Origin of the sequence: Saccharopolyspora sp. NPDC000359 (assembly GCF_040300525.1) — a bacterium.
In the GTDB taxonomy this organism is placed as follows: domain Bacteria; phylum Actinomycetota; class Actinomycetes; order Mycobacteriales; family Pseudonocardiaceae; genus Saccharopolyspora.
Window position 1 is genome coordinate 85154 of record NZ_JBEPDU010000004.1, and the last position, 12661, is coordinate 97814.

Annotated in this window: 11 protein-coding genes; 6 read left to right on the top strand and 5 right to left on the bottom strand. The window is 71.9% G+C overall.

Annotated features, from left to right (window positions below; all coding sequences use genetic code 11):
- Positions 1-132: 132 nt before the first annotated feature.
- Both ABT324_RS04520 and ABT324_RS04525 read left to right on the top strand, forming a co-directional pair.
- A complete protein-coding gene (locus ABT324_RS04520; RefSeq protein ID WP_351171519.1) occupies positions 133-1983 on the top strand; it encodes a glycoside hydrolase family 35 protein in 1851 nt (616 codons plus the stop codon).
- A gap of 219 nt (positions 1984-2202) precedes the next feature.
- Entirely contained in the window at positions 2203-3423 is a 1221-nt protein-coding gene (locus tag ABT324_RS04525) for an acetyl-CoA C-acetyltransferase (protein WP_351171522.1), read from the top strand.
- 341 nt (positions 3424-3764) lie between these two features.
- Here the strand turns inward: ABT324_RS04525 and ABT324_RS04530 are convergent, their stop codons facing one another.
- Complete coding sequence (locus ABT324_RS04530; RefSeq protein WP_351171525.1) at positions 3765-4556, bottom strand: Bax inhibitor-1/YccA family protein; 792 nt, start codon at positions 4554-4556, stop codon at positions 3765-3767.
- A gap of 422 nt (positions 4557-4978) precedes the next feature.
- Here ABT324_RS04530 and ABT324_RS04535 point away from each other — a divergent pair, with 422 nt between their 5' ends.
- Together ABT324_RS04535 and ABT324_RS04540 are read left to right on the top strand one after the other, a co-directional pair.
- Entirely contained in the window at positions 4979-6382 is a 1404-nt protein-coding gene (locus ABT324_RS04535; RefSeq protein ID WP_351171528.1) for an MSCRAMM family protein, read from the top strand.
- Positions 6379-7020, top strand: coding sequence for a class F sortase (locus tag ABT324_RS04540; protein ID WP_351171531.1), 642 nt, complete (start codon positions 6379-6381; stop codon positions 7018-7020). Before ABT324_RS04535 ends, ABT324_RS04540 begins: the two co-directional genes overlap by 4 nt.
- Positions 7021-7077: 57 nt before the next feature.
- On the opposite strand, the gene yidC is transcribed toward ABT324_RS04540, so the two are convergent.
- The 4 genes from yidC to ABT324_RS04560 all read right to left on the bottom strand — a co-directional run bounded on the left by yidC (position 7078) and on the right by ABT324_RS04560 (position 10825).
- Positions 7078-8106 (bottom strand): membrane protein insertase YidC, encoded by a 1029-nt coding sequence (gene yidC, locus ABT324_RS04545; RefSeq protein WP_351171534.1) that lies wholly within the window; start codon positions 8104-8106, stop codon positions 7078-7080.
- A gap of 296 nt (positions 8107-8402) precedes the next feature.
- Complete coding sequence (locus ABT324_RS04550; RefSeq protein ID WP_351171537.1) at positions 8403-9059, bottom strand: hypothetical protein; 657 nt, start codon at positions 9057-9059, stop codon at positions 8403-8405.
- Between the two features lie 631 nt (positions 9060-9690).
- A complete protein-coding gene (locus ABT324_RS04555; protein WP_351171540.1) occupies positions 9691-10257 on the bottom strand; it encodes a DUF4232 domain-containing protein in 567 nt (188 codons plus the stop codon).
- 31 nt (positions 10258-10288) lie between these two features.
- Positions 10289-10825 carry a helix-turn-helix domain-containing protein gene (locus tag ABT324_RS04560; protein ID WP_351171543.1) on the bottom strand — a complete coding sequence of 179 codons (537 nt, stop codon included), beginning with the start codon at positions 10823-10825 and terminating at the stop codon, positions 10289-10291.
- A gap of 74 nt (positions 10826-10899) precedes the next feature.
- Here ABT324_RS04560 and ABT324_RS04565 point away from each other — a divergent pair, with 74 nt between their 5' ends.
- Both ABT324_RS04565 and ABT324_RS04570 read left to right on the top strand, forming a co-directional pair.
- On the top strand, positions 10900-11778 hold the full coding sequence (locus ABT324_RS04565) for an alpha/beta hydrolase (RefSeq protein ID WP_351171546.1): 879 nt from the start codon (positions 10900-10902) through the stop codon (positions 11776-11778).
- Positions 11779-11807: 29 nt separating this feature from the next.
- Positions 11808-12659: a CPBP family intramembrane glutamic endopeptidase gene (locus ABT324_RS04570; RefSeq protein ID WP_351171549.1), complete on the top strand. Its 852-nt coding sequence runs from the start codon at positions 11808-11810 to the stop codon at positions 12657-12659.
- The last annotated feature ends 2 nt before the right edge of the window (positions 12660-12661 follow it).

Consider the following 12661-nt stretch of genomic DNA (forward strand, 5'->3'; position numbering starts at 1 on the left):
GCACCCCGAGCCGCCTACCAGGGGATTCAGACCCGCCTGCTGGTCCGTTCCGGTGGCAGCACTGGCCCATCTTTGCTCGAAACCGCAAGAATAGTCGCCATTTCACACATCATCGAGCAGACAGGTGGGGACATGGCAAGCGTCAGCAGACGGGGCTTCCTGGGCGCGCTCGGCGTCGGCGGCCTCGCCCTCAGCATGTCGGCCGGGACGAACCGGGTGGTCGCGCAGGCGCAGCAGCGGTCCGGGTTGACCGTGCGCGGCGACGAGTTCCTGCTCGACGGCGAACCGTTCCGGATCATCGCCGGGGAGTTCCACTACTTCCGCACCCACCCGGACCAGTGGCGGGACCGGTTGACCCGGATGCGCGCGCTCGGGTTGAACACCGTGGACACCTACGTGGCGTGGAACTTCCACGAACCGCGGCGCGGCGAGCTGGACTTCACCGGCTGGCGCGACGTCGTGCGGTTCGTGGAGATCGCGGACGAGGTGGGGTTGAAGGTCGCCATCCGCCCCGGCCCGTACGTCTGCGCGGAGTGGGACTTCGGTGGTCTGCCCGCCTGGCTGCTGGCCGACCCCGACCAGCCGCTGCGCTGCGACGACCCCGCCTACCGCGACCTGGTCGACGGGTGGTTCGGCGAGCTGCTGCCGCGGCTGGCGCCGCTGCAGGCCACCCGCGGCGGGCCGGTGATCGCCTTCCAGGTGGAGAACGAGTACGGCAGCTACGGCAACGAGCAGCAGCACCTCGCGCACCTACGGGACACGTTGCGCCGCAACGAGATCGACAGCCTGCTGTTCTGCTCGAACGGACCGTCGGAGTACATGCTGCGCGGCGGGAACCTGCCGGACGTGCTGGCCACGGTGAACTTCAGCGGCGACCCGACCGAGCCGTTCGCCGCGCTGCGCCGCTACCAGCCGGAGGGCCCGATCTGGTGCACGGAGTTCTGGGACGGCTGGTTCGACCACTGGGGAGAGGCGCACCACACCACCGATCCCGCGCAGACCGCGGCGGACGTGGCGGAGATGTTGGCGGCCAACGCCTCGGTGACGCTGTACATGGCGGTCGGCGGCACCAACTTCGGCTGGTGGGCGGGCGCGAACTACGACGACGCCGCGGACCAGTACCAGCCGACGATCACCAGCTACGACTACGACTCCCCGATCGGCGAGGCCGGTGAGCTGACCGAGAAGTTCCACCGGATCCGCGAGGCGATCGCCGAGCACGCCCCGGTGCCGGACGAACCGCTGCCCCCGCTACCGCCCCGCCTGCCCGCGCAGCGCGTCCGCCCGGACGCCTCCGTTGGCCTGCTGGACTCCCTCGACGTGCTCAGCGCACCCACGCAGCGCTCGGCGCCGGTGCACATGGAGGCGCTGGGCCAGCCGCACGGGCTGATCCACTACCGGACGCGCATCCAGGGGCCGCGCGAGACTGCCGGGCTGGCGGTGCGCGGGCTGGCGGACCGGGCGCTGGTGTTCGCCGACGGCGCGCTGCTCGGCACGCTCGACCGCAACGACCCGCGGGGGTCGGTGCAGGTGCCGGTACCGGGCGAGTCCGTGCAGCTGGACCTGCTGGTCGACCCCGGCGGCCGGATCAACTTCGGCCACCGCCTCAACGACCCCAAGGGCATCACCGACCGCGTGCTGCACGGCGCGCAAGCGCTGTTCGGCTGGGAGGTCCGCCCGCTGCCGCTCGACGACCTCTCCGGCCTGCGCTTCTCCCCCGGCAGGGCCGCCGGTCCGGCCTTCCACCGCGCGACGCTGCGGATCGGCGAACCCGCGGACGGGTTCCTCGCGCTGCCGGGCTGGACGAAGGGCCTGGTGTGGCTGAACGGCTTCCTGCTCGGCCGCTACTGGTCGATCGGCCCGCAGCGCACCCTGTACGCCCCGGGTCCGCTGTGGAGGCAAGGGGCCAACGAGCTGGTCGTGCTCGAACTCCACGAGCCGGGCGCGGAGGTCGAGCTCCGCTCCGAACCCGACCTGGGCTGACCGGGGTCGTGAGTGCGTAACAGTGTTCGAACACTGTTACGCACTCACGACCCCCAGGTGACGTACCAACTGGTCGGTTTGACCCTTGTCCCGTGACTGCTGTCACCGCCAAGATGGGGTCACCGGCTTTAAGGTGACCGACCAGTAGGTCAGGTCGCGCGGGCCGTGCGCGGCGCACCGCCGCTTCGCGCGCCCACGACCGCGAACGAAGGAGTTCCCATGCCCGAAGCAGTCATCGTCGCCACCGCGCGATCCCCCATCGGCCGGGCCGGCAAGGGGTCGCTGAAGGACCTCCGCCCGGACGACCTCACCGCCCAGATCATCGGCGCCGCGCTGGACAAGGTGCCCGAGCTCGACCCGGCCGAGATCGACGACCTGATGCTCGGCTGCGGCCTGCCCGGCGGCGAGCAGGGCTACAACATGGCGCGCGTGGTCGCGGTGCTGCTCGGCTACGACCAGCTGCCCGGCACCACCGTCACCCGCTACTGCTCGTCGAGCCTGCAGACCACCCGGATGGCGCTGCACGCCATCAAGGCGGGCGAGGGCGACGTGTTCATCAGCGCCGGCGTGGAGATGGTCTCCCGGTTCGCCAAGGGCAACTCCGACTCGCTCGAGGGCACCCGCAACCCGCTGTTCGCCGACGCCCAGGCCCGCACCCAGCAGGTCGCCGAGCAGGGCGCGGAATCCTGGTCCGACCCGCGCACCCTGGGCCTGCTCCCGGACGTCTACATCCCGATGGGCCAAACCGCGGAGAACCTGGCGCGGGTCAAGGGCGTCAGCCGCGACGAGATGGACGACTTCGGGGTCCGCTCGCAGAACCTGGCGGAGAAGGCGATCGCCAACGGCTTCTGGAACCGCGAGATCACCCCGGTCACCACCCCGGACGGCAAGGTCGTGGACGCCGACGACGGTCCGCGCGCGGGCGTGACCAAGGAGGGCGTGTCCGGGCTCAAGCCGGTGTTCCGCCCGGACGGCCTGATCACCGCGGGCAACTGCTGCCCGCTCAACGACGGCGCCGCCGCCCTGGTGATCATGAGCGACACCAAGGCCAAGCAGCTGGGCCTGACCCCGCTGGCCCGGATCGTGTCCACCGGGGTGTCCGGCCTGTCGCCGGAGGTCATGGGCCTCGGCCCGGTCGAGGCGTCGAGGCAGGCGCTCAAGCGCGCGGGCATGAGCATCGACGACATCGACCTGGTGGAGATCAACGAGGCGTTCGCCGCCCAGGTGATCCCGTCCTACAAGGACCTGGGCATCCCGCTGGAGAAGCTGAACGTCAACGGCGGCGCGATCGCGGTCGGCCACCCGTTCGGCATGACCGGTGCCCGCATCACCACCACGCTGATCAACTCCCTCCAGTGGCACGACAAGCAGTTCGGCCTGGAGACGATGTGCGTCGGCGGTGGGCAGGGCATGGCCATGGTCCTCGAACGCCTGAGCTGACCCTTCTGGCTGGTCCCGGCTCGCCCTGCGTGGCGGTGCGGGTAGCGGGACCTCAGCGGCCGCCTGGCTGCGGGAACCCGTTCTTGTGCGTGCCAAGTACACGGCAGGCGGGCTGTCCTGGCCGGGCGGCCGCTGAGAACACCCGCGGCGGTGCCGGTTGCGGGGTGGGGACATGCGCCTGCGGCCACTGGCCCTCGGTACCGGTTGCACTTCGCGGTAGCTGTTCACCACCGGAAGCCGCTTCGGCGGCGCCCACGAGTTCGAGGGGAAGCCGCCTGCTCCAGACGTGGAACGGGGCCCTGTCGGCGATTCGACAGGGCCCCGTTTGCGGTGCTTGGCGGTCAGTCCCGCTGGAAGTAGGAGAGCAGGCGGAGGATCTCCAGGTAGAGCCAGACCAGGGTGGTCATCAGGCCGAAGGCGATGTACCAGGAGAACTTGGCGTCCACCCCGCTCTTGATCGCCTGGTCGGCCGCGTCGAAGTCCAGCAGGAAGCTGAACGCCGCGATGCCGATGCACAGCAGGCTGAAGCCGATGGCCAGCGCACCGCCGTCCCGCAGGCCGAGGCCGCCCTGGGTGAAGAAGCTGGCGATGAGGTTCACCAGCATCAGCACCGCGACACCGGCGGCGGCACCGATGATCCACTTGGTCAGCTTCGGGGTGACGCGGATCGCACCGGTCTTGTAGACCACCAGCATGGCCGCGAACACACCGATGGTGCCCGCGATCGCCTGCAGGATTATGCCGGAGTTGCCGACCCACGTGGCGAACACGTAGCTGATGCCGCCGAGGAACACGCCCTCGACCGCGGAGTAGGCGATGACCAGCCCGGGGCTGACCTTCTTCTTGAAGATGATCACCAGCGAGATGACCAGGCCGATGAGCGCCGCGGGCAGCGCCAGCGCGACGGCGGACGGGCCGACCAGGTAGGTCAGCGTGCCGGTGATGACCGCCAGGCCCAGGGTGATCGCGGTCTTGGTGACCACGTCGTCGATCGTCATCGGGCGGGCGGTCTGCGGCGGGGCGGCCTGCGCCTCGCCGAAGGGCGAAGCGGGCTGCCCCTGGCCGTAGTTGAAGTTCGCGTAACCGCCGGTCGTCGGCAGGTTGCGGAACGCGGGGTTGCTCGTTGTGCGCAACTCATCCTCCTGGGCGTGCTTGCGCCGTCTCTCGGAACAACGCTCGGCAGCGCTGACCGGTTCCCGGTTCGGTAAAAGCGACTTTACCCGTCGATCCGGGCAACCCCCATCTCCCCTGCAAACTACCCGATGTCGATTTCCGGCGATAACGATCACGTCCTGTCGCCAACCTTTCCGCTCCCCTGCACCGGGTGACCGAGATCTCGTGAGCGCAGCCACCTGATTCGGCCGAACGGATGATCAACACAAGCCCTGGGTCCGCGATCATCAACGAGGAGTGATCAACAACGTCAACCGGATGACCTCTTGTTGACACGCTCCGTGATCGGAAGTATCGCGTGGGGCGCGCGCGGTTCCTGGTCGGGGTTCAGCAGAACGAACACGCGGCGCCGCACCACTCCACCACCGGAACTGGAGCTCGCATGCGCATGTTCAAGAAATGGGTCACGGCGGTGCTGGGCACCGCCGTGCTCGCCGGGGGGAGCCTGTTGGCCGTCCCCGGTGCCGCCAGCGCCGACCCGCAGGAAGCGGTCGGCCACGAGACCCGGCCCGGGCAGCCGTACCGGGGCAACCCGGAGCCGGACCGCGACTGGCTCGGCTCCTACCTGGTCAACGGCCAGCAGGTGTGGTGCGTGCAGTTCGCGCTGACCGCACCGGACAGCGGCGAGGAGTACCAGCCGGGCGACGAGCTCAGGACCAAGTGGGGCACGCCGATCCCCGACGACACCGCCGCCGACATCTCCTACCTGCTGCTGCGCTACGGCAACACGCAGTCCGCCGACGAGGCCGCCGCGCTCGCGCACCTGCTGCACTCGTGGACCGCCGCCCCGCGCAGCGCGGCCGACCTGGACCCGAGCAACGACTTCAAGCGGATCGCCTACGACGTCGACGCCCACTACGCGAAGCTCCCGCAGGGCGCCAAGGACGCCGTGGCCTCGCTGGAGGCCGAGGCCAGCAAGAACCGCGGCCCGTGGCAGGCCGAGCTGACCGCCCCGGAGGGCGAGCAGACCATCGGCCAGGCCGCCGAGTGGACCCTGACCGTGCGGCGCACCGACGGCCAGGGCATCGGCGGGGTGCCGGTCCAGCTGGACCTGACCGACGTCGAGGTCGAGGGCGTCGCCGAGGACGGCACCGCCACCACACCGGAGGACGGCAGCCCGCTGGCGCTCCAGGTGACCCCGACCGGTCCGAACCCGAAGATCACCGGCACGCTGTCCGCCCCGGCCGAGCGGCCGTACGTGCGGCAGGCCGTCAACCAGCCCGACAGCACCCAGCGCGTGGTGTCCACCGGCGGCGAGCAGGAGCTCTCCGTCGAGGCCGCGACCACCGCGGTGACCGCGCCCGGCGTGGTGCGGATCGGCAAGACCGACGCGGAGAGCCAGGCGGGCATCGCGGGCGTCTCGCTGCGCGTGACGGCCGCGGACGGTTCGCCCGCCGTGCGCCAGGACGGCACCCCGCTGGTCGGCGAGGACGGCGAGCCTCTGGTCGTGGTGACCGGCGAGGACGGCACCGTCGAGGTCCCGGACCTGCGCACGCCGCAGGAGGTCGAGATCACCGAGGTGGCGCCCGCCCCCGGCTACGAGGAGGCGTTCGACGAGGCCAACCCGCCGTCGGTGACCGGCACCGTGGAGGCCGGGCAGGTGCTGGAGCTGAGCCTGGTCAACACGCCGAACACGCCGACCGTGCCGATCCGCATCCCGGCCGGTGACCCGACCCAGGAGGGCGTGCCCGCCGGGCTGCTCGGCCTGGCCGGGCTCGCTGCGGTGACCGTGATCGGCGGAGCCGGGTTCGCGCTGCACCGGCGGATCGGAGCGCGGAAGCAGTGACCCGGCGCCGTTCCCTGCTCATCGTGGTGGCGGTCGCGGTGATCGCCCTGGTCGCGGTGGCCGTCGTGGTCACCAGCAACCTGCTCACCGCGCCCGCCACCAGCACCGCCGCGGACCAGCCCGCGCCGCCGCGCGAAGCGGCCGCGGCGGCTCCGCCAGCGCAAGCACTGCCCGCCCAGCCGGTGCACGTCCCGGCCGGTCAGCCACCGGGCACCGTCCGGCTGCCGCAGGGCGGCACGGCCGAGCTGGTGCGCGCGGAGATCGACCGGTCCGGCACGCTGCCGGTGCCCGACGGCATCGACGAGGCGACCTGGTGGGGCGCCGGGCTCGACGCCCCCAAGGGCGCGACGGTGCTGGCCGGGCACGTCAACTGGAAGGGCTCGGTCGGACCGTTCGAGGAGCTGTGGCGGTCCGAACCCGGCCAGCCGGTGACCGTCGTCGACGACGGCGGCAAGGAGTGGCGCTACCAGGTGTCCGAGGTCATCACGGTGGACAAGGACGACCTGCCCGCCCGCGCCAGCGACCTGTTCGGCCAGGGCGGTGAGCACCGACTGGTGCTGGTGACCTGCGGTGGCCGCTACGTCGGCGGCGACCTGGGTTACGACGAGAACCGCATCGTCATCGCCACGCCCGCCTGATCGGCAGCAACGAGAAGGGGCCGGTGGATCCTCTCCACCGGCCCCTTCTTCGCGGGTCTACCGTCGTTTCTTGCCCTTCTTGGCCGAAGCCGCCTGCTTGCCCGGCCGGTTCTTCTTGGCCCCCTGGCGCCCGCCCGGCCGCTGGCCGTTGCTGTTCTTCGGCTTGCCGGAGGTCGCCGTGGCGGTGGCGGTGGAGGCGGTCTCCTCGTCGGCGCTCCTGCCGTCCTGGCGCACCGGCTTCTGGCCCGGCTTCGGCCGCGGGGCGGCCTTCTTGGCCTCGATCTCCTTGGCCTTCTCCCGCTCCTGCTCGCGGTCGATCTTCTTGGTCAGGAAGTGCTGCTGGCCCAGCGTCCAGACGTTGTTGGCCAGCCAGTACAGCAGGACCGCGATCGGCAGGAACCAACCGGAGATGATCGCGCCGATCGGCGCGATGTACATCATGAACTTGGCCATCACCGCGGACTGCGGGTTGGCCATCGCCGCGTCGGTCTGCTTCTTCACCGACAGGCGCATGGTGAAGAAGGTGGCCACCGACGCGATGATCATCAGCGGGATGCCGACGGTCATCATCGCGGCGCGGTCAGTGCCGAACACCGCCAGCTCGGCCTCGGGCTGGGTGATCCAGTTCGACAGCTTCGCGCCGAAGATGGAGGCGTTGATGAACGAGTCGACGCCGGCCTTGTCGAAGATGAAGTTGCTCTCCGCACCCGGGTGGAAGTTGCGGAGCACGTGGAACAGGCTCAGGAAGACCGGGATCTGCAGCAGCGCGGGCAGGCAGCCGCCGAGCGGGTTCACCCCGTGCTCGGACTGCAGCTTCTGCATCTCCTGCGCCATGCGCTGGCGGTCGTTCTTGTACTTCTCGCGCAGCTTCTGGATGTGCGGGGCGAACTTCGCCATCTTGCGCCCGGCCCGCATCTGGCTGATGGCGGGCTTGATCAGCACCGTGCGCAGCGTGAAGACCAGGAAGAACACCGCGAGCGCCCAGGCGAACCCGTTGTCCTCGCCGAGCACGGCGCCGAAGATCTTGTGCCAGAACCACAAGATCGCCGACACCGGGTAGAGGATGAAGGAGAAGAAGCTTTCCACTCAGTCACTCCTGATCTTGGGCCACTCCTGGACATGGCCCGCCTGTCCGGCGCTACCGGGGCGTACGCGCCCAGCCGAACCGCGCAGGATCGGCCTTCCCAAGGGTGCCATGCCGGATCGCGCAGCAACCGCCGCCCCCCGAAAGGGGGACATATAGCACAGGGAGTCACGGGGTGGATCACGCTGCCCCCGCCTGGCGTGGCCGCCATCTCAGGAGGTCGGAGCTGGCCTCTCGGCCGCGCGGTGCGGGCGCCAGCGGTGAGCACCCCGCCGGGCCGCGGGGTGCTCACCGGCGGTCAGCGCTTCAGCGCGCGGGCGACGATCCGGCCGCCGAAGAGGTAGATCAGCGCGGCGAGGCCGTAGTTGAGCACCACGCCGATCGTCGCGTCCCCGGGCTGGAACACGTCACCCAGGCCGAACACGAAGAACTTCGCGGTCCCGTAGGTGAACGACACGAAGCCGTTCTCCTGGTTGGCGCCGCTGACCACGAAGATGATGTGCAGCACGAAGATCAGCGCGATCAGGCCGGTGAACACGCCGATCAGGCGGCCGACGGTGTCCGCGCTGGGGCCCCGGAACCGGGGTTCGCGGTCGTCGTGCCGGTCTTCCCGGGGCGGCCGCTCCCGACGGCGCTCGCGGGCTGGTTCGGCCCGGTGGCGGTCGTCGTAGTCGTCCTGGTGACGGTCGTCGCGCCGCTGGTCGTAGTGGTCGTAGTGGTCGTAGTAGGCGTCCCGGTAGCCCTCGTCGTAGGCGTCGCGGTAGCGCGCCTCGTCGCGGCGCCCGTCGACGTACGGGTCCGGTTCGCGGCTGCTCCGGCGGTCGGCGTCCGGGTCGCGCAGGGTGCCGGACTCGCGGTAGGAGGCGGGCTCGTCGAGCCCGTCCAAGCGCTGCTGGACCCGCGTCGCCGGGTACTGGTTCGGCGGAGCGCCGGGCGGCGGCCCCTGTGGAGCCACACCGGGTGGCGGCCCTTGCTGGGCTGCGCCAGGCGGCGGTCCTTGCGGAGCTGCGCCGGGCCGTGGGCCCTGCTGAGCATTAGGCGGCGGAGCCTGCGGAGGCGCACCAGGTGGCGGGCCCTGCTGAGCACCAGGCGGCGGAGCCTGCGGAGGCGCACCGGGCGGCGGTCCTTGCGGAGCCGCGCCCGGCGGAGGTGCTCCGGGGCCACCGGGGCGGGGAGCGCCGGGAGGCACCGGCCCCGCGCCGGGTGGTGGTCCCGGCGGCGCTGCGCCGGGCGGCGGGCCTGCCGGGTTCGGGCCTGCGCCGGGCGGCGGCCCGACCGCGCCCAGCTTCCGCGTCTCCGGGGCCTGCGGCGGTTGCCCCTCGGGTGGCACCGGGCCCTGGCGGGGCGGTCCGGGCGGCGCCTGCGGCGGCCGACCCGGCGGCACCGGTCCCTGCGGCGGTCCGTCCTGCGGACGCCCCGGCGGCGGCCCGGACGGTCCGGGGCCCTGCCGACCAGCTGGAGGCTCTGCACGCTCATTGGCCATGGCCGCGCATTGTCTCGGGTGATCACCCCGGTGGCCAACCCCCACCCCCCGCCACCACCCGTGGTGCGCACCACAGTTCCCCCGAACAGCCTTGCGACCTGCGTCAGGAGCGGACGGCCCAGGGGTTGACCGCGAGTCGACCGGTGGTGCCCAGGTCGATGCCGCCGTCCGGTTCGACGACCTGCGCCGGTTCGCCCGCGGCCGGGGCGACCTCCAGGTAGGTGCCGTTGAGGGCGGGGTTGGTCGAGTCCGTCACCTCGCTGCGCCACAGGACCCTGGCGGCGGCCCGGTCGCCGGGGCGCAGGGTGATCGGCTCCGGCGGCGCGTCGTAGCTGTCCGGTGCGCTGACCGGCTCCGATCCGTTGCCCACCACGACGCCCAGCGGCTTCCGGTCCTCGTCCAGCACCCGGACCACCGGGAACCCGTGCACGGTGCGGTCGCTGGTGCCGCAGTTGGTCAGGACGACGCCCATCGCCCGCAGGCCGCTCGCGGCGTCCACCGGGCCAGCGGTGATCTGCACCCCGGATTCCGGGCAGCCCGACGCCTCCTCGGGCGTCGGAGCGACCGGCGGCGGTGGCGCGGGCTCGGGGCCGGTGCAACCGGTGAGCACCGAGGCACCGACCAGCACCACGCCGAAGCGCTGGAACAACCTCGCGGGAGTCGTTATCACGGGGCAACCCTTCCACACCGCGAGGCGGGGATCACGGTTCCGCCGCGTTGTCCGGCACGACGACGAGGCTCACCACGTGGCGGACCCGGTCGGGGCTCGGCTGGTTGCCGGTCCGCGCGACCACGGCCGCGGTGAGCTCCTCGATCAGCTCGGCGTACTCCGCCGGGGTCAGCCACACCGCGCCCTGCCGGTAGGCGACGCCGTCCTCGGCGGGCTTCGCGTCGTCGCTGTTGAGGTAGCGCTCGAAGTCCGCCATGAGGGAGGCCGAGAAGGCGGTGAAGGCGCGCCGGTGGTCCTCCAGCGACATCGTCCGCCGGGCCGCCGGGTCGACCACCGCCTGTTCCTGGCGCACCCGGTAGCTGCGCTCCACCGTGCCGCGCACCCGCTTCTCCTCCACCACCTCCAGCACGCCCGCTTCGGCGAGCACCGCGACGTGCCGGTACATCGTCGCGGGCGCGACGTCCGGGAGGCGTTCGCGCAGTTGAGCGGTGGTCAGCGGGTCGGCGCCGAACAGCGTCTGCAGGATGCGCGCCCGGACCGGGTGCAGGAGGAGATCCGCGGATGCCATGGACCTACGATCTCACAACTGATAACGTTCTCAAAGCTGATAACAATGGAAGGGTGAACGTGCGGGAAGTAGAGATGACGGCCACGGCGGACGACGGGCTCCCGCTGGCGGGCACGCTGACGCTGCCCACCGGCCCGGGCCCGCACCCGGCGGTCCTGCTGCTGCACGGCTCCGGGCAGGTGGACCGCGACTCCAACGCCCGCGGCCTCCGCCTGGAGCTCGGCCCGCCGCTGGCCGCCGCGCTCGCCGAGGCGGGAATCGCCGCGCTGCGCTACGACCGGCGCGGTGTCGGCGCCACCCCGGGCACCTGGCGCACGACCGGTTTCGCCGACACCGCCCGCGACGCCGCCGCCGCGCTGCGCGCCCTGGCCGCACGCCCCGAAGTCCGCGAGGACGCCGTGGGCGTGGTCGGGCACAGCGAGGGCGCGGTGCACGCCATGTCGCTCGGCTCGGACCCGCTGGTCCGGGCGGTGGTGCTGCTGGCCGGGTACGCCCGCCTCGGCGAGGACGCCCTGCGCTGGCAGGCCCGGTCGGTCGTCGGCGAGCTGCCCGCTCCGGTCCGGCCCCTGCTGCGGCGCCTGGGGAACCGGCACCTGGACCGGATCAAGGCGACCACCGTGGACGCGGCGCGCGTCCACGGGTTGCCGGTGAACACCCGGTGGTTCCGGGAGATGCTCGCGCACGACCCGCGGGCGGTCCTGCGGGATGTCGACGTGCCGGTGCTGGCGATCACCGGCGGCAAGGACGTCCAGGTCGACCCGGCCGACCTCGCCGAGATCCGGCGGCTCGTGCCCGGCGACGTCGAGGTGCACCAGATCCCCGACCTCACCCACCTGCTGCGCCGCGACCCCGGGCGGCCGTCGGTGCGCTCCTACCGCAGGCTCCTGCGCCGCCCGGTCGACGCCGAGCTGCTGGCCCAGGTGACCGGCTGGCTCGCCCACCGGCTCCGCTGACCTCTCCACTCCACGAAGGGAACTCCGCTGTGACCACGGAAAACCCCGCTCGCCAGAAGAGCGGCCTCGTCCTCTTCCTCGCCGTCACGTTCGCGACCGCTTGGGCGTCCTGGGGCGTCGCGATCGCGCTCGGGCAGCCCGCGATGAGCTTCCCCACCGTCATCCCCTACCTGCTCGGCGCCTTCGGCCCGATGATCGGCGCGATCGCAGTCCGCGTGCGCCGCGCCGCGCGACGCCAGCCCGCACCCGAGCACACCGTGCGGTTCCCGCTGACGGGGCTGCTCTGGTTGCCGGTCCTGCTGGTGGTCGCCGCGGGAACCGTCGTGGGCGGCGCGCTGCTCGGGCAGCAGCTGGGTGGCCCGGTGGTGAGCCTGCCCGCGGCGCTGACCCTCCTGGAGATGTCCGGTGGCCCGATCGCCTTCGCGGCCGTGATGCTCGTCGTCGGCCCGCTGAGCGAGGAGTTCGGCTGGCGGGGCACGATGCACCCGCGGCTGCGCGCGAAGATGGGCCGCCTGCTCGCCGGGCTGCTGCTGGGCGTCGTCTGGTCGGTGTGGCACCTGCCGCTGTTCTTCGTCGCCGGAACCGTCCAGAACGCCTTCGGCCTGTTCAGCTTCAGCGGCCTGACCTACCTGGTCAGCGTGATCCCGATGGCGGTGCTCGCCGCCTACGGCTACGAGCGCGCCGGCGTCCTCGGCGCGGTCATCGTCCACTTCGGCACCAACGCGACGATGTCCCTGGTGGGGATCAGCGAACTGCTGCCGCAGGCACTGGTCGTGGGGGTGCAGGCCGTCGTCGCGCTGGTCCTGCTGGCCGTGCACCGCGAGAAGCGCAGCGCCGCACCCGAGCCGGTGCAGCCGCAGCCCGTCCCGGCGCTGCGCTGAGG